We start from the raw sequence: 21,381 nt of genomic DNA, 5'->3' as shown, positions 1-21,381 counted from the left end.
TTCGGGGCCGGTCAGTCGAGGACGACTTCGATCTCGTCGCCGAGTCGGGCGCCGAGCTGGAGATCGAGCTTGTCGCCGCTCCAGAAGCTGCCCGGGTCGTACGAGTCGGACGCCCTGCTGGCCGGTAGCAGGCCCATTGCCTGGTAGGTCAGCGCAACGACCTCGGCGCAGTACGCGGACTCGAGCGGGTTGTCGAGGCCCTGCTTCTCGGCGCGCTCGAGGCCGAGCGCCGCCCTGCCCTTCGCGCGGACCGCGTCGACGCGACGACGCGTGCGTCCGCGTGCCCAGCGGCCCGCGAGCCCGGCGGTGGACGGGAACGGGGTGCCGTCGAGGCGGGCGACAGTGCGCAGCACCGCGTCCTCCATCGGGCGCGTCACCTCGAGGTCGAGCTGGCGCAGCCAGGCCCGCTGGCCGTAGCGGTTGCCCCAGACGCGGACCGCGTCGGCGAGGACGTGCAGCTGGACGCCGCGCACGTGCGCCCCGGCCCACATGTCGGGCAGCGAGCGGCCGAGTTCGGCGTGCCACATCAGCGGCGGCATGTCGTCGAGCGTGACCGCCATGCCGACGTGGTTGACCGGAGCGTTGGTGAGGGTCTGAATCGCCCGGTCAGCGGCGGTGCGGCCGCGGAACAGCCACAGATCGCCGGTGCGAGTGGCGTCGACCGCCTCGGTCAGGGTCATCCGGGTGCCGGGCATGCCGATAGCCTAGGCAGATGCGTTTGTGGAAGGTGATCGGGCTGGCCGGGCTGGCCGGGGTCGCCGCGACGGGTGTCGCGGTGGCGCGTGCCGAGGTTCGGCGTCGGGCCTACACGCCCGAGGAGATCAGAGCGCGTCTGCACCTCCGCATCGAGGAGGCCTCCACCCCGGACGGTCCCCCGCCCGGTCCTGCGGGCTTGGGCCCGGGTCCTGCCGAGACGGGTGGCGGCCCGGCGGGGCGCGCGGTCGACGCGGTGGGGCAGCGCGGGCGGGCGGCGTATCGCACGGTGGCCGGGCGGCTGCGTGCGCTGCGGGATCGCGCCACCGAGGTGTCCGGGCCACGTCCCGGCCAGCTCGACGCACTGCGCGACCGGGCGGTTCGCGCGAGTGGGCGCCGCGCCGGCCGGCACCGCGGCTCCCGGTAACCCGTGAACCCTCCCCCCGAAGGCACGGATTCCCCCGCGCCCGCAACACACCCCATCCCCCGCCCCACCACCCCGTCCCCCCAGAGCCGCGCGGGCGGGGTCAAGCTTTGTCGGTATCCGGGGTGTGAGCGGTCGGCGGCGCCCTCGTCCGGGCCGGGGCGGGCACCGGAGTACTGCTCGGATCCGGGGCACAACCGCGCGGCCGCGTTCGCCGAGCGGCGTCGGCGGGCGCTCGAGGTGACCGCGAGTGCGGCCGTCGCTGACGCGCCGCCCGTCGCGGACCGTCCGGTCACGACGGCCGGCGCGCGGATGGAGCGCGCGATCGAGCGGTTCGCGGCAGCGGCAGCGGATCTGCGCGCGCTCGGCGACCGCGTCCTGGAGGACCTGAGCGTCGGCCGCGACCCGGCCGCGCTGGTCACCGAGGTCACCGCGGTCCGGGCCGCCGCCGACGCCGCGGTCGCCGCCGCCGAGGCGCGCACGCTGCAGGTCGAGCACGCGGCGAGCGAGGTGCGTGCGGCCCGCCGCCAGGCCGAAGCCGCCCGCGACACCGCGCAGAGCCGCGCGGACGAACTCACCGCCGAGCTGGCGTCCATCCGCGACGAACGCGACCAGGCCGCCACCGAGCGCGACGCCGCCGACGAGCGGGCAGCGGCCGCCGAGGCAGCCGAGAGCCGGCACCGCACGCGCGCCGACGCCGCCGAGCGCGAATCCGAGTCGCAGCGCACCGCCGCCACCGACGCCGAGCGCCGCGCCGCGCTCGCCGAGGAGCGCACCGGCCACGCCGAGCAAGCTCTGACCCTCCTCCGCGACCAGGTCGACCGCCTACGCACCGACCTCGACGCCGCAGTCCTCCGCGCCGACACCGCCACCACCGCGAACCGAGACGCCGAACGCCGAGCCGAACGCGCCGAGTCCGACCTCGCGCACGCCACCGCCGACGCCCAACGCGCCCGCGCCGAACTCGACCGCGCCACCGCCGACCTCGCGCGCGCCCGCGCTGACCTCGAGCAGACCGAGCGGGCACTCGCCGCGGCCGAACAGGCACGCGCAGCGGCCGAACAGGCGCAGCAGGCTGCGGACGAGGCGCGGGACACCGCGGAACGCGAGCACGCGCGAGCCGGTGCCGCGCGCGACGAGGCCGAGCGGCTCCGGGCCGTCGCGGACGACACCGCGGCCGCGGCCCGCGCCGAAATCGGCACCGTCCGTGCCGAACTAGCCACCGTCACGGCCGACCGCGACGCCCTCCGAGCCCAGCTCGCAGCTACCGCCGAACACACCGAACAGCGCCTCGCGGACCTCCGCGCCTCCTACGCCGAACGCCTAGCCGAATACCGAGCCGACCGCGACGCCGCCCTCCGCAACGCGCGCCCCTAGGCCGGGTGCAGCGCCTGGACCGCTTCGAGGGTGTCGGCCTCGGCGACCGGCTTGTCGGTGCGGTACCCCTTCACCCGCGCGAACCGCAGCGTCACTCCCCCGGGATACCGGGTGCTCCGCTGCACCCCGTCGAACGCGATCTCCACGACCAGCTCCGGTCGCACGTAGACCGTGTACGAATCCCGGCTCACCGCCCGCTCGAGCAGATACTCGGTCTGCCACTTCAGCATCGCATCGGTCATGCCCTTGAACGTCTTGCCGAGCATGACGAACCCTCCGGCCTCCCCCACCTGACCCGACGCATCCCGCGCCCCGAGGTGCAGATTCGACAGCCACCCCCGGCGCCGCCCGTGCCCCCACTCCGCCGCGAGCACGACCAGATCCAGTGTGTGCCGGGGTTTCACCTTCCACCAACCACCCCCGCGCCGCCCGGCCGCATACGGGCCGGCCAGCGACTTCACCACGACCCCTTCGTGCCCCCGCCGCAAGGTGTCCGCCACGAATTCCGTCGCCGCCACCTGCCCCACAGCGCCCGCCGCCACAGCTCCCCCCGATTCGGCGTCGCCCGCATCGGCGACCACTCGATCGGCGTCGACCGAAGAAGCGGGAACCAGAACGCGACGGACCACGCTCTCGGCAGGCGCAACCGCCGACAACGCGGCGAACCGTTCCCCGGCGGGACGATCGAGCAGGTCTTCACCATCGAGGTGCAAAGCGTCGAAGAGCACCGCCGACAACGGGATCTTCTCCCGGGCGGTAGCGACGTCAGCCCGGCTCCCCACCCGCGACGCGGTGACCTGAAACGCCTCCGGACGCCCATCCGGCCGCAACGCGATGGCCTCCCCGTCGAGCACAGCCGAACGCACCGGCAACGCCAACGCAGCCTCCACCACCTCGGGCACCCGCGCGGTGATGTCGTCCAGGCTGCGCGTCACGACGAGCACGTCCGACCCGGACCGGTGCACCTGCACGCGCGCCCCGTCGAGCTTCTCCTCGACGGCCGCCGCTCCTGACCGCGCGAGCGCGTCGGACAGATCCTCGGCCGACTGCGCGAGCATCGGAGCCAACGGCCGCCCGACCTCCAACCGGAACGCGGCGAGCCCAGCCGCACCGTCCCGCAGCGCCGCCTCCGCCACCGCGCGCAGGTCACCGCGCAACAGCAGCGCCCGCCGCAACGCGGCCAACGGCACGTCGGTGGCCGCAGCGACCGCGTCGATCATCACGCCGGCCAGCGCACCCTGCCGCACCTCTCCGACCAGCAGCGCACGTAGGAACGCCTGCTCCTCGGGCGTCGCCCGGGCGAACAGCCCCGCCAGCGCCGACCGCCGCGCCGCCTGCGAACCGGGCCCCGCCATGCCGCCGATCTCGGCGAAGATCCCGTCCACGATAAGCACCGTCAACGTCGGCTCCGCAGCCGACGAATCCGGGAGATCACGCAGCGACGCCCACCCGACGCCGATCTGCCGCTGCCGCAGCTCACCGCAGAGCCATGCGACGCCCGGCACCACTTCGTCGGGGGCGAGCTGACGCAGACACTCCGCGAGCCGCACGACCTTGGCCTTGCGAGAACTCACCGCAGCGACGTCACGCCCGGTCGCAGCGATCTCGGCGAGAAACATGACCCATTCTGACCCCCACCACCGACAAAACCCGACGGCATCCGTTCGGGGGTCGCCCGCGAACGAAGCCCAACATCAGAAAGTTCCGCAGGGTTCACCCCAGTTTTCGTTGGGTAGGGCAACCCGCAGTTCCCTGGGGAGGTGGACGATGGCGTCAACGGAAACAGAGCGCCCCGAAAGGACGTTCAGAAGCCTGGTACCAGCGCGAATGGACCGCTTGCCCTGGTCGCGGTTCCACTGGCTGGTCGTGATCGCGCTCGGTGTGACCTGGATCCTCGACGGTCTGGAGATCCAGATCGCTTCCACGGTGGCCGACAAACTCACCGAGGACGGCGCACTGGGTCTGAGCGCCCAGCAGGTGACGCTCTCCGCGTCGGTCTACCTGTTCGGTGAAGTCGTCGGTGCGCTGATCTTCGGCCGCATGGCCGACCGGCTCGGACGCCGGAAGCTGTTCCTGATCACGCTGACGCTCTACCTCGTCGCCAGTGGTCTGACCGGCTTCTCGTTCACGTTCTACGAGTTCCTGCTGTTCCGGTTCCTCGCCGGTATGGGCATCGGCGGTGAGTACGCCGCGATCCACTCCGCCATCGACGAGCTGATCCCCTCGCACTACCGCGGTCGCGTCGACCTGGCGATCAGCGGCACGTACTGGGGTGGCGCCGCGCTGGCGTCCGCCGCGCAGATCGTCTTCCTGAACCCGGACTTCTTCTCCGACAACATCGGGTGGCGGCTGGGATTCTTCCTCGGTCCGCTGATCGGTCTGGCGATCTGGCCGCTGCGCCGGCACATCCCGGAGAGCCCGCGCTGGCAGATGACGCACGGCCAGGAGGAACAGGCCGAACGCACCGTCGACGAGATCGAGGCCCGGGTCCGCGCCAGCGGCAAAGAAGTGACGCCGGTCCCCGACTCGGAGGCCTCCGAGGTCAAACCGCATCCGCCGGTCACCTACCGGCAAATCGCCCAGGTCATGATCAAGCAGTACCCGAGCCGCACGATCCTCGGGTTCACGCTGATGACCACCCAGTCCTTCCTCTACAACGCGATCTTCTTCACGTACGCGCTGGTCCTGGGCACGTTCTACGACGTCGACAGCGGCACGATCCCGTACTTCTTCTTCCCGTTCGCGATCGGCAACCTGATCGGCCCACTGGTACTGGGGCCGTTCTTCGACACGATCGGGCGACGCAAGATGATCGGCGGCACCTACGTGTCCTCCGGCATCCTGCTGGCGATCACCGGTTACCTGTTCTACGCCGACGTCCTGACCGCGGTGACGCAGACGATCCTCTGGTGCGTCATCTTCTTCATCGCCTCGGCGGCGGCGTCTTCGGGCTACCTGACGGTCAGCGAGATCTTCCCGCTCGAGCTGCGGAGCCAGGCGATCGCGTTCTTCTTCGCGATCTCCCAGTTCTTCGGTGGTGTGATCGCGCCGTGGCTGTTCGGCCAGCTCATCGGTGAGGGCGAGAGCCGGGGCCCGCTGTTCGGCGGGTACCTGCTCGGTGCCGGGTTGATGATCGTCGGTGGCTTCGTCGCGTGGTTCCTCGGCGTCGACGCCGAACGGAAGTCGCTCGAGTCGATCGCGAAGCCGCTGGGCATCGTGAAAACCCGCGTGGCCGACTGACGTTCCGCTACACGGCGGCTACCGGAAGCAACCGGTAGCCGCCCTGTTGCGTCTACCGGACAGGCAGAACGAGCATCGGCGAGGCAGGATGGTCACGGAAGGGCCACAGCGCGAAGAGGAGAACAGTGACGACCGGAGAACCGGTACGCCAGCGGCCGGGTGCCTCGGTGAGCCGGTGGCCCAGCCCGATCTTCCTCGGGTTGGTGCTGGCCACGGCAGTGTCCGGGTGGGCCCTCTGGACCCGCAGCGCACCCACCGGCCTCACGGCGTTCGTGTTCGTCGCGTGCGCCTGGGTGATCTCGCTGTGTCTGCACGAGTTCGCGCACGCACTCGTCGCCTTCCGCAACGGTGACCGGTCCGTCGTCGAACGCGGCTACCTCACGCTCGATCCGCTCAAGTACACCCACTTCGCGTACAGCATCCTGCTGCCCCTGCTGTTCGTACTGCTCGGCGGCATCGGCCTGCCCGGCGGCGCGGTCTTCATCGACCGCCGTTACCTGCGCAGCAGGCTCTCGAACAGCCTCGTGTCGCTCGCCGGGCCGATGACGAACATCATCCTCGCCGCCGTGCTCGCGGTGGTGTTCACGATGTTCGCGCCCGACGACCGGGCCCACGTCGAATTCTGGGGTGCGTTCGCATTCCTCACGTTCCTGCAGGTCACCGCAGCGGTGCTGAATTCGCTGCCGGTGCCGGGGCTGGACGGTTTCGGCGTCATCCAGCCGTACCTGTCCAACAAGGTGCTGCGAAAAGTGGCCCCGATCGCCCCGTATGCGGTGCTGCTGCTGTTCGTGCTGCTGTGGATCCCCCCGGTGAATCAGGCGTTCTTCAGCATCGTGGGGTGGTTCCTCGGTCTGCTGGGCATTCCAGGGGTGTACATCGCCTACGGGCAGAGTCTTTTCCAGTTCTGGATGGGGTGAAATCTCCATCCTGGGATCGAAATCTGGGTCTACTGAGAGAAAGATGGGGGAGGTCCGATGACGGTCCGTTACGCGATTAGACTGCCCGCGTGACCACTCGGACGGGCCGCAAGCAACACCAGCAAGGTTCGGGAACCGTATGAGGAAGGTCGGGTTCCATGCGTGAGCGTCAGGGTCGGGCCGTGGGGGCGAGGAACGCCGCCCGGTCCAAGCCGGAGAGTTTCGGCCGGCTGCGGGTCACCGTCGACGACCGCGAGCACTACGCCTTGGTCACCGTCGCCGGTGAGGTCGACGTCACCACCGGCACGCAGTTGCGCGAGCCACTTCACGAACTGGTCGAGCAGCGCAAGCACCGGCACGTCGTCGATCTGCGCGAAGTCACCTTTCTCGACTCCACCGGGCTCGGCATCCTGGTCAGTGACCACAAGAGACTCCGCGACCGCGACGGGTCGCTCCACGTCGTCGTCACCACGCCCGGCATCGTCGCCCGCGTCTTCCGCCTCACCGGCGTCGACCGCGTAGTCCCCTTGGTCACCACGATCGAGGACGCCGAAAAGGCGCTCGGGCTGAGCGCCGCCGGCGGCTGATCCTTCTCTTCTGTACGCCTGCATGGCTCGCGCCGGTCGTTTCCGCGACCGGCGCGCGGCTCTGCGGCCCGAGTCGCCCCGCCACTCCGTGCGTGGCTGATCGCCCACCCTCGGGTTTCTGGGGTTATGCGACGAGAATGCGGGCTCATCCTGGCCGGGATGAGCCCGCATTCTCGTCGCATAACCCCGAAACTCGGCGCCCTACCCTGCGGCCTCGAGCGTGGGCTCGTTGGGTTCGTCGTCCGTCGTGCGTGGGGGCGCGTTGAGGTCGAATTCGGCCCAGACGGCCTTGCCGCCCGGCACTGCGCGGGCACCCCACCGTGCCGCCACGCGGCGCACGAGGAACAGGCCGCGGCCGCTCTCGGCGTCCGCATCCGCGATGCGCGGCCGAGGCATCGCCGGCTCCCGGTCGAACACCTCGATCACGATCCGGCTCGCCGACCGGCGCAACCGCAGCTGCTCCGCGGCACCACCGTAGAGCAGCGCGTTCGCGACCAGCTCGGACACCGCCAGCACGATGTCGTCCCGCACGAGCGGCGTCAGCTGCCACGTGCTCAGCACGCCGTAGCAGAACGCCCGCGCCCGGCGGGTCGGGTCCTCACCCTCGCCGAGCTCCAGCTCGATCACCCGCACCGGCCCGACCGTCAACCCGGTCGGCCACCCGGCGGCGAGCACGCTGCTGCCCGGCACCGAGCCCACGACGGCGTCGGCGACCGCAACCGGCTCGCAGACCCCCACGCCCAGCGCCGCGGCGACCGACGGGGCGACCCCGTCCACCGCCGCCGACCGGCGGTACGTCTCCACCGAGAACCCGCCGGCCGCGAACTGCGCGTCGTCGGCCAGCGCGCTCGGCAACGTCACGACGACGCTGCCGCCGGGCGGGATCGCCACGGTCTGCTCGCCGTAGGAGGCGCCGATGCTCAGGAACCCGCCGAGCGGGCCGCCCTCGGGAGCGGGCGGAGCCACCGCCGCCCCCTTCACGGCACAGATCACGGGCCCGGGGTGACCCGCCTGGGCGAAGCAGAACGCCCCGTCCACCGGGTCGAACACGCCGTAGAGCAGGCGGGCGCGGAACGGCTCCTCCCACTCGGCCACCAGGCCGTCGAGCTGCCCCAGCGCCTCGGCAGGGGCCAGATCGACCCGTGCCATCGCCCGGACCGCCATCCGGAGCTGCCCGGCGAACCGGACGGCCGCCTCGGCGCTCTCGGGCGTGCCGTCGGAGAGCACGCGCCCGGAGATCAGGACCGTGCGACCGGCGGCAGCGGTGAGGGCCTCGCACCACGCGCTCGGGTCGGCGATCCGGCGTTCGACCACCAGGTCGCCCTCGGCGGGCGCAGCCAGCGAAGGCTCAGCGGGTGAGAGCCCGGAGCCGGCGGACTGCGTCGCCGGGACTGCGTCGACCGGCGTCATGATCGCGCTCCGTGCACGGTCAACTCGCCAATGGTCATGGTCAGGGTCTCCTCCTGATACCGAGCGTGTCGCATGCCCACCGTGACGACCGCGTCACGGAAGGGACGGCTCGGATTATCCTCGCCGCGACCGGCCATGCAAGAGCCCCACACCCGTCCGCACTGATTCAACGACGCGGCAACGCCGGGCGTTCACGGGTGAGCAGATCGAGGAATAGATCACCCTCGGCAGCGGCACGCTCCAGTACGGCATCGAACGTGAACACCAGTTCCTCAGGGCGTTCGCAGGCAGCGACCTCGTTCCAGTGCAGGGGCGTGGAGACGGTCGGCGCAGGGCGCGCCCGCAGCGAATACGGCGCCACGGTGGTCTTCGCGGTGTTGTTCTGGCTCCAGTCGATGAAGACCTTGCCCGGCCGGACCGCCCTGGCCATGACCGAAGTCACGTTCCGCGGATTTTCGTGCTCCAACTGCTGAGCGACGGCCTTCGCGTAATCGGACGTACGGCCCGGGTCAACCGGCTTGATCGCCGCGTAGACCTGCATGCCCTTCGAGCCGGACGTCTTTGCCACCGCGACCAGCCCGTCGTCGTCCAGGACCTCACGGAGCCGCAGTGCGACGGCGCAGCACTCGACAACGGTGGCCGGCGCACCCGGATCGAGGTCGAAGACGAGCAGATCCGTCCCGCGGACGCCCCCGCGCGGGCCCACCTGCCACTGCGGGACGTGCAGTTCGAGCGCCGCGAGGTTCGCGAGCCAGACGACGGTGGCCAACGCGTCACCCTCGTCCTCCGGGAGCACGAGGTAGTCGATCTCGTCCCGGTTCATCGTGCTGCCGGGAGCCGGGAGACGTTCGGTGCGCACCCAGTCGGGCGCGCCGTTCGGCACGTTCTTCGCGAAGAACCCCTTCCCGTCGACGCCGTTGGGATAGCGCTTGAGCGAGAGGGGACGACCCGTCAGATGAGGTATCAGAACGGGCGTGATCCGCGAGTAATAGTCGATCACCTCACCTTTCGTCGTGCCGGTCTCCGGGTAGAGAATCTTGGATAGGTTCGACAAAGCGAGCTGACGAGCGGCCACGGCAACCGTGGTCGTTCCCGAAGCCTTCGCCACGCCGACACCTCCACGCTGGACTTCCCCCCGGCGGTAAACGCAGAGTAGTCCCGTCGATCCCTCGACTAGCTCAGTTACCCACAGGGGGCACCGCCAATGCGTGCGATCTGGAAGGGCGTCGTCTCGTTCGGGCTCGTCACGATCCCGATCAAGCTGTTCTCCGCCACCGAGCAACACGACGTCCAGCTCCGGCAGGTCCACGCGGCCGACGGCGGCCGCATCCGGTACCGCCGGGTCTGCGAGGCCGAGGGCGTGGAGGTTCCGTACAGCGAGATCGCGAAGGGCTACGAGCTGCCGGACGGGCAGGTCGTGGTCCTCGACGACGCCGACTTCGAGAACCTGCCGATCGCCTCCGGGCGCAACATCGACGTGCAGAAGTTCGTCCCGACCGAGCAGGTCGACGGCCTGTACCTGTCCAAGGGCTACTTCCTGCAGGCCGACGGGCCGGGCGCGAAGCCGTACGTGCTGCTCCGCGAGGCGTTGGAGAAGGCCGGCACGGTCGCGCTGGTGAAGGTCGCGCTGCGTCAGCGGGAGGCGCTCGCGCTGCTGCGCCCCTACGGCGACGTGCTGCTCCTGCAGACGATGCTGTGGCCGGACGAGATCCGCGATCCCGCCGAGCTGGCGCCGGACTCCGACATCGCGGTCCGCCCGCAGGAGATGCAGATGGCGGAGTCCTACATCCAGACACTTACCGGCGACCTGGACATGGACGAGTTCACCGACGACTACGCGGTGGCGCTCCGCGAGGTCGTCGACGCGAAGATCCAGGGCCACGAGGTGGAGCAGCCGGAGGCGCCCAGCGAGGGCGGCGGCGCGGTCCTGGACCTGATGGCGGCGCTGGAGGCCAGCGTCGCCGAGGCCAAGCGGGCCCGCGGCGAGACCGTCGAGGAGAGCCGCCCGGCCGCGAAGAAGGCGGCGCCCGCGAAGAAGGCGAGCCCCGCGAAGGCGACCCCGCGGAAGGCGGCCCCCAAGAAGGCCACCGCCACCACCGCGAAGAAGACCGCCGCGAAGAGCACGACGAAGACCACCGCCAAGAAGACTGCAGCCAAATCGACGGCGAAGAAGACCGCAGCCAAGTCCACGACGGCTCGAACCACCACGAAAAGCACAAGCCAACGCAAGACTGCTTGAGTCACTGCGGTTTACTCCCGAGTGCCTTCCGGCCTCTGCCGCAGCGATGCGTCGTCCGGGCTAGGGTTCAGGGCAGCGATGGAGGGAGTACGTAATGGTCGACCCCGCTGGTTCGGCGGCCCCGCAGCGAAACGGTGCCGCGACCGGTGCGCTCGGTGACGCGACGGACGCGGTTCTGTCGGTGGAACAAGTTCCGCCGTCGGACGACGGGCGGCAGGTAGTACGGGTCGGCGGCGAGATCGACATGCTCACCGCACCCCGGCTCCGTGACGCCCTCACACCGGTCGTAGCGATACCCGGCTCGGACGTGGTGCTGGATCTTGACGCGGTGACGTTCCTCGGCTCCAACGGCCTGGGCGTTCTCGTCGAACTGTCCCAGCAGGCGGAGACCGTCGGGACGAAGTTCCGGCTGGTCTGTGCGAACCGCACGGTCAGCCGGCCGCTCACCCTCACCGGTCTGGACCAGGTGCTCGACTTCTACGAGTCGTACACCGACCTGCCGGCCGCCGGCAGCTGAGTCCTCGGGCGTTTGACACCGGTGCCACGGGAAACCCTGTGGTACCGGTGGTTTTCGCTGCGAGGAGGTTCCGATGCCCGGCCGCAAGGAGTTGCCGTCCACGCTGAAGCGCTCGCCGAAGAAGGCGCAGGAGACGTGGATCAAGACGCACGACTCGGCCGTCGAGGAGTACGGCGAGGGCGAACGGGCCCACCGCACCGCGTTCGGGTCGCTGAAGCACTCGTTCGAAAAGGTCGGCGACCACTGGGAGCCCAAGAAGCAGAAGGGCCCCTCGGACAAGCAGTCCGAGAAGACCGGTGCCGCCGCCCGCCGGGGCGGCAAGACCGAGGAGGGCGTCGACGCGAACGCGTCCAAGACGCACCTGCGTGACGTCGCCCGCACGCTGGACATCCGCGGTCGATCGACGATGTCGAAGAGCGAACTCGTCGAGGCGATCAAGAAGGCGAACCGCAAGAAGACGGCCGCCGCACGCTGAAAACGCCGAAAGCGGGCCCCGGGATCCGGGGCCCGCTTTCGTGTTCGTTCAGCGGCGGGCGCGAACCCGCCAGACGACGGTGACGAGCGTGAGCACTGTCAGCCCCGCCCCGACGCCGAGCAGCGCGGGCCGGCTGAGCACCTGGTCACGACTGTTGCGCAGCAGCGGCCCCACGGAGGCCAGGGCGCCCTGGGCCCGCTGGGTGAGCTTCTCGGTCTGACGAGCGACGACGGCCTGCGGGCGGACCCGGCCCACCAACTCGTCCACGTCCCGCCGCAGCTGCTCACGGGCGAACGCGATGTCGCGTTCTAAATCTTCCGGTCGCGGACCCACCGCACATCCTCCTTCACCGCTTCGATCGCACCCGTGGGAACGGGCTTGACCTTACGCAAGCGCAACGCACCGAAGAGGCCGGCGATCCCCGCGATCAACGCCCAGATCCCGGCGACGATCAGCGCGGCCCAGTAACCGGCCATCACCTCGCTCAGCGCGTACACCGCGGCGAGCGAGAGCAGCGGCACGATCATCAGCCCGGCGGCCGCCGCGACGGCCAGACCGGCCACCCCGGCGACGGCTTTCTTGGCCTCTTGGGCCACCTCCGCCTTCGCGAGCGCGATCTCGGCTTTGACGAGGCTCGAGACGCCAGCGGCGACGTCGTTGACCAGCTGTCCGACCGAAGGTTCCCGGGCACGTTCGACCGCAGGCCGCGGTGTGGACCTGCCCCTGGTACTGGTATCCGACGTCACCACTGCATCCTCCCCACTGCCAGCACCGTCAACCGGAACGTGCCGGAGACCACCCTCCCACGGAACGGGAGCAATGCTCCCTGCGTATGGCCCGACGCCCCGGCGAACGGTCGAGGACGGTAGGTTCGGCCCTGCGTGGGCTGGGTAAGTCCGCGTGTGCTCCCCGGGTCCCCACCCGGGGATTGGATGGAGTGAACGAGGAGCAAGTTTGATGGCGGTGCCCGAACGGAGCAGCTCGGACCCTTCGGAGACGGAGCTTTCGGAGACTGAGTCGCTGGATGGGGGAAGCAGCGACATCGAACTGACCCTGCCTGCCGACCCGGTGCACGTCCCCGTCGCGCGTGCGCTCGCCGCCGACCTGGCGGTTCGCCTCGACTACGACCTCGACGAGGTGTCCGACCTGCGGATGGCTGTCGACGAGGCCTGCGCCGAGCTGGTGGCGAAGGCGGCTGCCCCCGGGCGGCTGCGGTGCGTGTTCCGCGCCGACGAAGAGGCGCTGCGCGTGTCGGTCTCGGCCACCACCAAGGACGGTGTCGTGCCGGCCGAGAACACGTTCGGCTGGCGGGTGCTCACCGCGCTGGTCGACGAGGTGCAGACCTGGGTCACCGACGGGAACGTCGTCCACATCCAGCTCGTCAAGCACAGGCTCGAGGCGCTCGCGTGAACGAGCGCTCAACCGGCGTGACAGCGCCGCAGAGCGAACAGCCTCCGGTGGAAGACCCGAAGGCTGCGGCCAAGGACGACGACACCGAGGTCGACATCACCGACGTGGCCGCCGACGAGGTCGCCGACGCACGTTCGGAGTCCCGCCGCGAGGCAGCCGCGCTCTTCGCCGAGCGCGACTCGCTACCCGCGGACTCGCCGCGTCGCCAGCAGATCCGCGACCAGCTCGTCACGATGCACCTACCGCTGGTGCGGCACCTGGCCCGGCGGTTCAACAACCGCGGCGAGCCGCTGGAAGACCTCGTTCAGGTCGCGACCGTCGGCCTGATCAACTCCGTGGACCGCTTCGACGCCGAGCGCGGCGCCGACTTCCTCTCCTACGCGGTGCCCACCATCGTCGGCGAGATCAAGCGGCACTTCCGTGACCACGGCTGGGCGGTGCGCGTCCCGCGTCGCCTGAAAGAGCTGCACCTGTCGCTGACGGCTGCCACCGCGGAGCTGTCCCAGCGCAACGGACGGGCGCCGAACGCGTCGGAGCTGGCCGAGCACCTCAAGCTTTCCCGTGAGGAGGTGCTGGAGGGCCTGGAGGCCGCCAACGCCTATCGCAGCTCGTCGCTGGACGACCCGGTGCGTGGCGACGGGGAGATGCCGACGCTCGCCGAGACGCTCGGTGACGAGGACGCGGCGCTGGAGCACGTGGAGTTCCGGGAGTCGCTGCAGCCGCTGCTGGCCCAGGTGCCGCCGCGCGAGCGGAAGATCCTGATCCTGCGGTTCTTCGGCAACATGACGCAGTCGCAGATCGCCGACCGCATGGGTATCTCCCAGATGCACGTGTCGCGTCTGTTGTCCCAGACCCTCGTGAAACTGCGCGAACGCCTACTCGTCGACGAGTAACTGTGGCGCACGTCACCCGTTCGGGGCACAGTAGCTACCGGTAGGTAACTACTGTGCCCCGGAACGGAGACGTCCATGACGACCGCCCCAACCGAACGGGAATCACGCCAGGTCGCCGAAGCCGCACGGCAGACCGAGTGGACGAAGCCCAGCTTCGCCAAGGAACTGTTCCTCGGCCGGTTCCCGCTCGATCTCATCCACCCGGAACCACAACCCGGCGACGAGGCCCGGAAGGTCGGCGAGGAGTTTCTCGCCCGGTTGACACCGTTCCTGGCCACCGTCGACGCGGCCGCGATCGAACGCGATGCCCGCATCCCCGACGACGTGCTCCACGGGCTGATGGAGCTCGGCGCGTTCGGCATGAAGATCCCGGTCGAGTACGGCGGCCTCGGCCTCACGCAGGTCTACTACAACAAGGCGCTGATGCTGGCCGGTTCGGTGAACCCGGCGATCGGCGCGATGCTGTCGGCGCACCAGTCGATCGGCGTCCCCCAGCCGGTCGTGCAGTTCGGCACCGAGGAGCAGAAGCGCGAGTTCCTCCCCCGCTGCGCCACCACCGCGATCAGCGCGTTCCTGCTCACCGAGCCCGACGTCGGCAGCGACCCGGCCCGCCTGGCGTGCGCCGCGGTCCCCGACGGCGACGACTACGTGCTCGACGGCGTCAAGCTCTGGACCACGAACGGCGTCGTCGCGGAGCTGCTCGTCGTCATGGCGCGGGTGCCGAAGAGCGAGGGGCACCGCGGCGGCATCACGGCGTTCGTCGTCGAGGCCGACTCCCCCGGCATCACCGTCGAGAACCGCAACGCGTTCCTCGGCCTGCGCGGCCTGGAGAACGGCGTCACCCGGTTCCACCAGGTACGGGTCCCGGCGGCGAACCGGATCGGCCGCGAGGGCGAAGGCCTGAAGATCGCACTGACGACGCTGAACACGGGCCGTCTGTCGCTGCCGGCGATCTGTGCCGGTACCGCGAAGTGGTCGCTGAAGATCGCCCGTGAGTGGAGCAACGCGCGCGAGCAGTGGGGCCGCCCGATCGGTAGGCACGACGCGGTCGCCGGCAAAATCGCGTTCATCGCCGCGACCGCGTTCGCACTCGAAGCCGTGCTGGATCTGACCAGCCAGCTCGCGGACGAGAAGCGCAACGACATCCGCATCGAGGCCGCGCTCGCCAAGCTCTACGCGTCGGAGATGGGGTGGTTGGTCTCCGACGAACTGGTGCAGATCCGCGGCGGGCGCGCGTACGAGACGGCGGAGTCGCTGGCAGCGCGCGGCGAGCGCGCGGTGCCCGTGGAGCAGGCGCTCCGCGACCAGCGGATCAACCGCATCTTCGAGGGCTCGAGCGAGATCATGCACCTGCTGATCGCGCGCGAGGCCGTGGACGCGCACCTGTCGGTGGCCGGTGACATCATCGATCCGGACGCGTCGATGGGCGACAAGGGCAAGGCGGCGGCGCAGGCCGGCAAGTTCTACGCGGGATGGCTGCCCACGTTGGCCGTGGGCGCCGGGCAGCTGCCGACGGCGTTCGCCGAGTTCGGGCCACTCGCCCGGCACCTGCGTTACATCGAGCGCTCCAGCCGCAAACTGGCCCGTCAGACGTTCTACGGCATGTCGCGGTGGCAGGGGCGGCTCGAGCACCGGCAGCGGTTCCTGGCGCGGATCGTCGACATCGGGGCGGAGCTGTTCGCGATGAGTGCGGCGTGCGTGCGTGCGGCGTCGACCAAGGAGGCGGGCCCGCCGCAGCGGGGAGCCACCGCGATGGAACTCGCTGACGCGTTCTGCCGGCAGGCGACCGTTCGGGTCGACGCGTTGTTCGACGCGCTGTGGACGAACAGCGACGACACCGACCGGATGTTGGCCGAGCGGGTGCTGGACGGGCGGTACCAGTGGTTGGAGGAGGGGATTCTCGATCCGTCGGACGACGGGCCGTGGATCATGCCGGCTGAGTCTGGTCCCACTTCCAAGGAGAACCAGCGAAGGGTCGTTCAGCCGCCCAGCTCGTAGCAGGCGACGGCCGCTGCGGTGGCCACGTTGAGGCTGTCGACGCCCCGGTGCATCGGGATGCGCACCCGGGCGTCGGCGGCCGTGAGGACCTTGCCGGAGAGGCCCGGGCCCTCGGCGCCGAGCAGGAGCGCGGGCCGTTGCCGTTGGTGCGGCGACAGGTCGCGGAGGCTGATCGCCTCCGGGCCCGGGGTGAGGGCCAGGAGCGTGAAGCCGGCTTCCCGGACGGTTTCCAGCGCCGTGGGCCACGGGTCCAGGCGGGCGTAGGGCACCGCGAAGACCTCGCCCATGCTGACCCGGACGCTGCGGCGGTAGAGGGGGTCGGCGCAGGACGGGCTGAGCAGGATCGCGTCCATGCCGAGCGCTGCGGCGGTCCGGAAGATCGCGCCGACGTTGGTGTGGGTGTTGACGTCTTCCAGGATGAGGACTTTTTTCGCCGTGCCGAGGAGGTCGGCGGGTGTGTTCGGGGCCGGGCGGTGCACCGAGCCGAGCACCCCGCGGTGGACGTGGAAGCCGGTGATCGCCTCGAGCACTGTCGGGGTCGCCGCGTAGAGGGGTGCGTCAGGCGCGATCGTGTCGACCTGGTCGACGCGCTTGGCGTCGACCAGGATCGAGCGCATGCGGTAGCCGGCGCGGACGGCGCGTTTCAGGACGAGCTCGCCCTCGGCGATGAAGAGCCCGTGCGGAGGCTCGAACGCCTCCCGCAGCGCGACGTCGGTCAGCGCGCGGTAGTCCGCGATCCGAGCATCCTCGGGGTCGGTGATCTCAATAGCCGCCACATCACCGATTCTCCGCGCCCCCACCGCGGGTCCCGGCGCCGGGATCGGCGGGCGGGCGGAGGTCGGTGCTGGCTAACGTGTGTGCCGTGACCGTTGCGCTCCGCGAGGCCCAGGACGCGTTCGAGATCGCAGCCGCAAACCTGGACCGCTTCCTCGACACCCTCACCGACGAGCGGCTGCTCGCGGCGAGCCGGTGCCACGGCTGGGTGGTCGCGGACGTGCTCGCGCACCTGCACCTCGGCCTGACCGAGATGATGACCGGTTTCGCCTACCGGGTGCCGGGCCCGGCGGACACGGACTTCCTGACGTACTGGTCCGGCTACCCCGAGCCCGATCCGGACGCCGCCGTCGGGCAGATCCGCTTCGCCCGCCTGCTCGCGTCGGCCTACGGCCGCCCGACCGGACTACTGAAACACCTTCGTCCGACGCTCGACGCGCTGCGCCGTTTCGTCGCGGACACCGACGACGGGTGCGTGGCGTTCCAGGGGCACGTCCTGCCGATCGGTGATTTCGTGGCCACCTGGGTCGTGGAAATCGCCATTCACCACCTCGACGTGTTGGTCGAACTACCGGGAGCGCAGCCGGACGTGTCGATGGTGGTGCGAACGCTGGACGGCCTCCGCGGGGACGTGATCCGGCCGCCTGACTGGGACGACGTCACGTACGTGCTGGCGGGTTCCGGACGGCTCCCGGGCCCGAACGGTTATCCCCTTTTGGGATGACTAGAGTGCCGGGCATGTGGGAGAGGGTGTTGCGTCCCTGGCGCAGCCTGGGCGTGGTGTCGCGGGATGCCGTCCTCGCGGTCGGCTTACTGGTCGTCGCGTACACCCCCACGGCGTCCGGCCTGGGCATGGACCTGGCTGAGTTCTCGTCCCACCGACCGGCCGACGCGTTCGCGACACTGCTGGTCATCGCCCAGTGCGTGCCGCTCGTGCTCCGCCGTGCCGCGCCGATCGTCTGCGCCGCCCTGGCGTTCACCGCGACCGGGATCCACCAGTATCTGACCTATCCCCGCACCGCTGCCAGCCTCGGGGTGGCGATCGCCCTCTACAGCTTGGGCGCTTACCAACTGCGTCACCGGCGCGCACTGACCGCCGCGTTCACGATCGCGTACGCGGTGTTCGCGGTGCTGCTGAGCCAGCGAGGATCACCCGAGCGGCCTCTCCAGTACGTGACGTTCTACGCCGTCCTGGCCGTGGCCTTCGCTGCCGGGGATTGGATGCGGCGTCAGCGTGACACCGCTGAGGCGCTCCGGAAAGCCAGCGTGACCGCGGCGCTCGCGGCCGAGCGGGCGGTAATCGCCCGCGAGCTGCACGACGTCGTCACCCACCACGTCACCGCGATGGTCGTGCAGGCCGACGCGGCGGGGTTCCTGATCGAGACGAAGCCGCAGAAGGCCGCTTCCGGGCTGGCCACGGTAAGCAGCACGGGGCGGCAGGCGTTGACGGAGCTGAGGCACTTGCTGCAGGTGATCGACCCCACCGAAGACGCGACGCGGGAACCCACAGCGGGCAAGTTGGAGGATCTGATCGAACGCACACGCGCGATGGGCCAGCCGATCGAGTTCGTCACCGACGGGGACGACGTGGCACTCGCGCTCCACCGGGTGGTGCAGGAGGCGCTGACGAACGCGGTGAAGTACGCGCACGGGTGCCCGACCACGGTGCGGGTCGAGCACTCCTCGTCCGCGGTCACGGTGGAGGTCACCACCGAGGGCACGGCCACGATGGCCGGCGGCGCGGCGTCCAGCGGGCGCGGCCTGGCCGGGTTGCGCGAGCGGGTGAGCGTCTTCGGCGGCTCGTTCGAGGCCGGCCCGACCGACGCGGGCTTCCGCGTGTGGGCCTCACTCCCCGCCGAGGCGCGCACCGAGGTGACCGCATGACTCGAGTGTTGGTCGCCGACGATCAGGCGCTGATCCGCACCGGCTACGTCACGATCTTCGACGCGCAGGACGACTTCGAGGTCGTCGGCGAGGTGGGCGACGGGGCCGCGGCGGTGGCGGCCGCGCGCGAGCTGCGCCCGGACGTCGTCGTCATGGACATCCGGATGCCGGTGCTCGACGGCATCGAAGCCACCCGGCAGCTGGCCGGGCCTGACGTCGTCGAGCCGACCCGGGTGCTGGTCGTGACGACGTTCAACCTCGACGAGTACGTGTACGAGGCGCTCCGCGCCGGAGCGAGCGGGTTCCTGCTCAAGGACGCCCCGCCGGCCGAGCTGGTCGGGGCGGTGCGCACGATCGCGGCCGGCGAGGCGCTGGTCGCGCCCTCGGTCACCCGTCGGCTGATCGGCCACTTCGGAGAGCGGCTCCGCCCGGTGGACGCCGCCGGGCAGCGGCCGGACGTCCTCGCGCCGCGGGAAGCCGAGGTGCTGGGGCTGATCGCTCAGGGGATGTCGAACGCCGAGATCGCGGCCGCGCTGTTCCTGAGTCAGGAGACCGTCAAGACGTACGTGTCGCGGATCCTCACGAAGCTCGATCTGCGTGATCGGGTGCAGGCCGTGGTGTACGCGTACCGGAACGGGATCGTCAGCGTCTGAGGTCTTTTCCAATAACTGTTTGACTCGGCTGCCATAATTCCCAACATGTCTTTGGATCGTGCTCGTTCAAGCGATGTGGACCGGGTCACCGTGTTGCGGGTCGCCGCTCATCCGCTGCGGCTGCGGATCCTGTCGTTGCTCACCGGTGCGGCGATGACCGCGACCGAGGTGGCGAACGAGCTCGACGTCACGCACGCGAACGCCAGCTACCACCTGCGCAAGCTGCTGGTGCTGCCGTCGATCGTGGTGGAGCACGAGGGTGGTCCCGGTCGTGGCGGCAGCAAGCGCTACCGGTACGACGTCACCCGCGAGCCGCACTCCGGCTCGGCTGCCGTTCGCACTGCCGACGAGGTCGACGCCCAGCGCGGCGCCTACCTGGTGCTCGCCGAGGAGCTCAGCCGTCGCGCGGGCCTGCTGTCACCGGAGGGACGCGGCGCGCAGACCGACGCCGAGTTCTGGGTGACGCCCGAGGACTGGGAGGCCGTCGTCACGGCCATGCGGGACGCGTCCTACGCCCTGCACCGCGCCGCACGACCACCCCGCTCCCCCGGCACGATCCGAGTCAACGCAACCGTCGCCCTCTTCCGAATGATCGCCGAGTCGCCTGCGGAGGGGGAGTCGTGAGTGGGGCGGTGGCGCCGTTGCGGTTCGCGGCGTATCGACGTCTGTTGGCTGGGCGCACGATCAACACGGTGGGCAGTGCGATCGCTCCGATCGCGCTCGCGTTCGCGGTGCTCGACCTCACCGGCTCCGTGTCGATGCTCGGGCTGATCGTCGGTGCCCGCTCGCTGGCGGACGTTGCGTTCCTGCTGCTGGGAGGCGTGCTCGCCGACCGGCTGCCCCGCCCGCTGGTGCTCGTGGGATCCAACGTGCTGAGCGGCGTCACCCAGGCGGTCGTCGCGACGCTCGTGCTCGCCGGCGTCGCCCACGTACCTGCGCTCGTCGTGCTCTCCGCCCTCAACGGCGCCTTGTCCGCACTCAGCCGTCCGGCGACGGCAGCGCTCACCCCGCAGACCGTGCCTGCCGAGATCCTGCAGCAGGCCAACGCGGTGATGCGTATCGGCGCCAACGCCGGGATCGTGCTCGGCGCATCCGCCGGCGGCGCGCTGGTGGCGTTCGTCGGCCCCGGCTGGGGTCTCGCCGTCGACGCCGCCTCGTTCCTGCTCGCGGGGCTCGTGTTCGTCGGCATCCGGGTACCGCACGTGGCGTCGACCTCCGGCGGGAGCATCGTCGCGGACCTGCGCGAAGGCTGGGGCGAGTTCACCGCGCGCACCTGGGTGTGGGTGGTCGTCGTGGCGTTCACGGTGATCAACGGGACGATCGGCGCGATGCAGGTGCTCGGCCCCGCGGTCGCCGACGAGACGATCGGCCGCAGCGGCTGGGGCATGGTGCTCGCGGCGCAGACGGCCGGGTTCGTGGCCGGCGGCGTGATCGCGCTCCGCACGCGGTTTCAGCGGCCGCTGCTCGCCGCGATGCTGTTCATGGCGCTCGAGTCGTTCTTCCTGGTGGGGCTCGGGGTGGCCCCGCACCTGCCGGTACTGCTCGCCCTGGGGTTCCTCACCGGCATCGGGGTCGAGCAGTTCAGCGTCGCGTGGGAGACGACGATCCAGCAGCACGTCCCGGCCGACAAGCTGGCCAGGGTGATCTCGTACGACATGCTCGGATCGTTCGTGGCGATCCCGGTCGGCGAGGTGGTGGCCGGGCCGATCGCCGGGGGAATCGGGATGAGCGCGACGCTGGTCGGCGCCGCGGTGCTCAGTTTCACCGCGGCGGTGGTTGCGGCATTCACCCCGAGTGTCCGACGCCTCCGCCGCGTGGACGCTCCCGCGCCCGTGGTTGAACCGTCGTCCCCGTGAATGGCTGAACCGTTCTCCCCGCTATGGCGGGGAG

At 70.5% G+C, this 21,381-nt stretch carries 23 protein-coding genes; 16 read left to right on the top strand and 7 right to left on the bottom strand.

The features are described from left to right. Positions 1-11 precede the first annotated feature (11 nt). Positions 12-695, bottom strand: a complete 684-nt coding sequence (locus ACGFY5_RS19785) for a hypothetical protein (RefSeq protein WP_392721662.1) — start codon at positions 693-695, stop codon at positions 12-14. Positions 696-712: 17 nt separating this feature from the next. Between ACGFY5_RS19785 and ACGFY5_RS19780 the strand changes: the two genes are divergently transcribed. Next, on the top strand, positions 713-1,120 hold the full coding sequence (locus tag ACGFY5_RS19780; protein WP_392722590.1) for a hypothetical protein: 408 nt from the start codon (positions 713-715) through the stop codon (positions 1,118-1,120). A 3-nt stretch (positions 1,121-1,123) separates the two neighbouring features. After that, the gene (locus ACGFY5_RS19775) at positions 1,124-2,494 is read left to right on the top strand and encodes a hypothetical protein (RefSeq protein WP_392721660.1); all 1,371 of its coding nucleotides are present in this window, start codon (positions 1,124-1,126) and stop codon (positions 2,492-2,494) included. Here ACGFY5_RS19775 and ACGFY5_RS19770 read toward each other — a convergent pair. After that, positions 2,491-4,113: an ATP-dependent DNA ligase gene (locus ACGFY5_RS19770; RefSeq protein ID WP_392721659.1), complete on the bottom strand. Its 1,623-nt coding sequence runs from the start codon at positions 4,111-4,113 to the stop codon at positions 2,491-2,493. The genes ACGFY5_RS19775 and ACGFY5_RS19770 overlap by 4 nt on opposite strands. Before the next feature lie 208 nt (positions 4,114-4,321). Here ACGFY5_RS19770 and ACGFY5_RS19765 point away from each other — a divergent pair, with 208 nt between their 5' ends. From ACGFY5_RS19765 to ACGFY5_RS19755, 3 genes are all read left to right on the top strand, one after another. Continuing rightward, positions 4,322-5,734 carry an MFS transporter gene (locus tag ACGFY5_RS19765; protein WP_392721657.1) on the top strand — a complete coding sequence of 471 codons (1,413 nt, stop codon included), beginning with the start codon at positions 4,322-4,324 and terminating at the stop codon, positions 5,732-5,734. Positions 5,735-5,859: 125 nt separating this feature from the next. Further along, the gene (locus tag ACGFY5_RS19760; protein WP_392721656.1) at positions 5,860-6,651 is read left to right on the top strand and encodes a site-2 protease family protein; all 792 of its coding nucleotides are present in this window, start codon (positions 5,860-5,862) and stop codon (positions 6,649-6,651) included. Positions 6,652-6,809: 158 nt separating this feature from the next. Beyond that, complete coding sequence (locus ACGFY5_RS19755) at positions 6,810-7,238, top strand: STAS domain-containing protein (protein ID WP_392721655.1); 429 nt, start codon at positions 6,810-6,812, stop codon at positions 7,236-7,238. 201 nt (positions 7,239-7,439) lie between these two features. On the opposite strand, the gene ACGFY5_RS19750 is transcribed toward ACGFY5_RS19755, so the two are convergent. Together ACGFY5_RS19750 and ligD are read right to left on the bottom strand one after the other, a co-directional pair. Then, the gene (locus tag ACGFY5_RS19750; RefSeq protein ID WP_392721653.1) at positions 7,440-8,648 is read right to left on the bottom strand and encodes a SpoIIE family protein phosphatase; all 1,209 of its coding nucleotides are present in this window, start codon (positions 8,646-8,648) and stop codon (positions 7,440-7,442) included. 166 nt (positions 8,649-8,814) lie between these two features. Next, a complete protein-coding gene (gene ligD / locus ACGFY5_RS19745; RefSeq protein ID WP_392721652.1) occupies positions 8,815-9,756 on the bottom strand; it encodes a non-homologous end-joining DNA ligase in 942 nt (313 codons plus the stop codon). Positions 9,757-9,852: 96 nt separating this feature from the next. On the opposite strand from ligD, the gene ACGFY5_RS19740 reads away from it, so the two are divergent. The 3 genes from ACGFY5_RS19740 (at position 9,853) to ACGFY5_RS19730 (ending at position 11,879) form a co-directional block, all read left to right on the top strand. Continuing rightward, positions 9,853-10,887 (top strand): Ku protein, encoded by a 1,035-nt coding sequence (locus ACGFY5_RS19740; protein WP_392721651.1) that lies wholly within the window; start codon positions 9,853-9,855, stop codon positions 10,885-10,887. A gap of 94 nt (positions 10,888-10,981) precedes the next feature. Next, positions 10,982-11,404, top strand: coding sequence for an STAS domain-containing protein (locus ACGFY5_RS19735; protein ID WP_392721649.1), 423 nt, complete (start codon positions 10,982-10,984; stop codon positions 11,402-11,404). Positions 11,405-11,477: 73 nt separating this feature from the next. Continuing rightward, on the top strand, positions 11,478-11,879 hold the full coding sequence (locus tag ACGFY5_RS19730; RefSeq protein ID WP_392721647.1) for a ChaB family protein: 402 nt from the start codon (positions 11,478-11,480) through the stop codon (positions 11,877-11,879). Positions 11,880-11,927: 48 nt separating this feature from the next. Here ACGFY5_RS19730 and ACGFY5_RS19725 read toward each other — a convergent pair whose 3' ends face one another. Next, complete coding sequence (locus ACGFY5_RS19725) at positions 11,928-12,212, bottom strand: DUF3618 domain-containing protein (RefSeq protein WP_392721645.1); 285 nt, start codon at positions 12,210-12,212, stop codon at positions 11,928-11,930. Then, on the bottom strand, positions 12,188-12,625 hold the full coding sequence (locus ACGFY5_RS19720; protein WP_392721644.1) for a phage holin family protein: 438 nt from the start codon (positions 12,623-12,625) through the stop codon (positions 12,188-12,190). The genes ACGFY5_RS19725 and ACGFY5_RS19720 overlap by 25 nt, the downstream gene beginning before the upstream one ends. 211 nt (positions 12,626-12,836) lie before the next feature. Here ACGFY5_RS19720 and ACGFY5_RS19715 point away from each other — a divergent pair, with 211 nt between their 5' ends. From ACGFY5_RS19715 to ACGFY5_RS19705, 3 genes are all read left to right on the top strand, one after another. Beyond that, complete coding sequence (locus tag ACGFY5_RS19715) at positions 12,837-13,289, top strand: ATP-binding protein (RefSeq protein WP_392721641.1); 453 nt, start codon at positions 12,837-12,839, stop codon at positions 13,287-13,289. Beyond that, positions 13,286-14,182, top strand: a complete 897-nt coding sequence (locus ACGFY5_RS19710; RefSeq protein ID WP_392721640.1) for an RNA polymerase sigma factor SigF — start codon at positions 13,286-13,288, stop codon at positions 14,180-14,182. The genes ACGFY5_RS19715 and ACGFY5_RS19710 overlap by 4 nt, the downstream gene beginning before the upstream one ends. 75 nt (positions 14,183-14,257) lie before the next feature. Further along, positions 14,258-16,180: an acyl-CoA dehydrogenase family protein gene (locus ACGFY5_RS19705; RefSeq protein ID WP_392721638.1), complete on the top strand. Its 1,923-nt coding sequence runs from the start codon at positions 14,258-14,260 to the stop codon at positions 16,178-16,180. Here ACGFY5_RS19705 and ACGFY5_RS19700 read toward each other — a convergent pair. Next, positions 16,162-16,956, bottom strand: coding sequence for a TrmH family RNA methyltransferase (locus ACGFY5_RS19700; RefSeq protein WP_392721637.1), 795 nt, complete (start codon positions 16,954-16,956; stop codon positions 16,162-16,164). The two genes, ACGFY5_RS19705 and ACGFY5_RS19700, sit on opposite strands and share 19 nt — an antisense overlap. A gap of 86 nt (positions 16,957-17,042) precedes the next feature. Between ACGFY5_RS19700 and ACGFY5_RS19695 the strand changes: the two genes are divergently transcribed. The 5 genes from ACGFY5_RS19695 to ACGFY5_RS19675 are packed head-to-tail and all read left to right on the top strand — an operon-like array spanning position 17,043 to position 21,347. After that, positions 17,043-17,678 (top strand): maleylpyruvate isomerase N-terminal domain-containing protein, encoded by a 636-nt coding sequence (locus ACGFY5_RS19695; protein WP_392721635.1) that lies wholly within the window; start codon positions 17,043-17,045, stop codon positions 17,676-17,678. 14 nt (positions 17,679-17,692) lie between these two features. Continuing rightward, a complete protein-coding gene (locus tag ACGFY5_RS19690) occupies positions 17,693-18,838 on the top strand; it encodes a sensor histidine kinase (RefSeq protein WP_392721632.1) in 1,146 nt (381 codons plus the stop codon). Further along, on the top strand, positions 18,835-19,491 hold the full coding sequence (locus tag ACGFY5_RS19685; RefSeq protein ID WP_392721631.1) for a response regulator: 657 nt from the start codon (positions 18,835-18,837) through the stop codon (positions 19,489-19,491). The genes ACGFY5_RS19690 and ACGFY5_RS19685 overlap by 4 nt, the downstream gene beginning before the upstream one ends. A 45-nt stretch (positions 19,492-19,536) precedes the next feature. Then, positions 19,537-20,115 carry a helix-turn-helix domain-containing protein gene (locus ACGFY5_RS19680; protein ID WP_392721629.1) on the top strand — a complete coding sequence of 193 codons (579 nt, stop codon included), beginning with the start codon at positions 19,537-19,539 and terminating at the stop codon, positions 20,113-20,115. After that, on the top strand, positions 20,112-21,347 hold the full coding sequence (locus ACGFY5_RS19675) for an MFS transporter (protein WP_392721627.1): 1,236 nt from the start codon (positions 20,112-20,114) through the stop codon (positions 21,345-21,347). Before ACGFY5_RS19680 ends, ACGFY5_RS19675 begins: the two co-directional genes overlap by 4 nt. Positions 21,348-21,381: the final 34 nt, after the last annotated feature.

Origin of the sequence: Cryptosporangium sp. NPDC048952, assembly GCF_043197895.1 — a bacterium.
GTDB lineage: Bacteria > Actinomycetota > Actinomycetes > Mycobacteriales > Cryptosporangiaceae > Cryptosporangium.
This window is presented reverse-complemented; position numbering and strand designations above follow the sequence as displayed.

Coding starts and splice junctions, on each gene's coding strand:
- ACGFY5_RS19770 (WP_392721659.1), bottom strand. CDS start 4,113: ATGTTTCTCGCCGAGATCGCTGCGACCGGGCGTGACGTCGCTGCGGTG.
- ACGFY5_RS19715 (WP_392721641.1), top strand. CDS start 12,837: ATGGCGGTGCCCGAACGGAGCAGCTCGGACCCTTCGGAGACGGAGCTT.
- ACGFY5_RS19785 (WP_392721662.1), bottom strand. CDS start 695: ATGCCCGGCACCCGGATGACCCTGACCGAGGCGGTCGACGCCACTCGC.
- ACGFY5_RS19780 (WP_392722590.1), top strand. CDS start 713: ATGCGTTTGTGGAAGGTGATCGGGCTGGCCGGGCTGGCCGGGGTCGCC.
- ACGFY5_RS19705 (WP_392721638.1), top strand. CDS start 14,258: ATGACGACCGCCCCAACCGAACGGGAATCACGCCAGGTCGCCGAAGCC.
- ACGFY5_RS19685 (WP_392721631.1), top strand. CDS start 18,835: ATGACTCGAGTGTTGGTCGCCGACGATCAGGCGCTGATCCGCACCGGC.
- ACGFY5_RS19750 (WP_392721653.1), bottom strand. CDS start 8,648: ATGACGCCGGTCGACGCAGTCCCGGCGACGCAGTCCGCCGGCTCCGGG.
- ACGFY5_RS19690 (WP_392721632.1), top strand. CDS start 17,693: ATGTGGGAGAGGGTGTTGCGTCCCTGGCGCAGCCTGGGCGTGGTGTCG.
- ACGFY5_RS19755 (WP_392721655.1), top strand. CDS start 6,810: ATGCGTGAGCGTCAGGGTCGGGCCGTGGGGGCGAGGAACGCCGCCCGG.
- ACGFY5_RS19680 (WP_392721629.1), top strand. CDS start 19,537: ATGTCTTTGGATCGTGCTCGTTCAAGCGATGTGGACCGGGTCACCGTG.
- ACGFY5_RS19765 (WP_392721657.1), top strand. CDS start 4,322: ATGGACCGCTTGCCCTGGTCGCGGTTCCACTGGCTGGTCGTGATCGCG.
- ACGFY5_RS19740 (WP_392721651.1), top strand. CDS start 9,853: ATGCGTGCGATCTGGAAGGGCGTCGTCTCGTTCGGGCTCGTCACGATC.
- ACGFY5_RS19735 (WP_392721649.1), top strand. CDS start 10,982: ATGGTCGACCCCGCTGGTTCGGCGGCCCCGCAGCGAAACGGTGCCGCG.
- ACGFY5_RS19730 (WP_392721647.1), top strand. CDS start 11,478: ATGCCCGGCCGCAAGGAGTTGCCGTCCACGCTGAAGCGCTCGCCGAAG.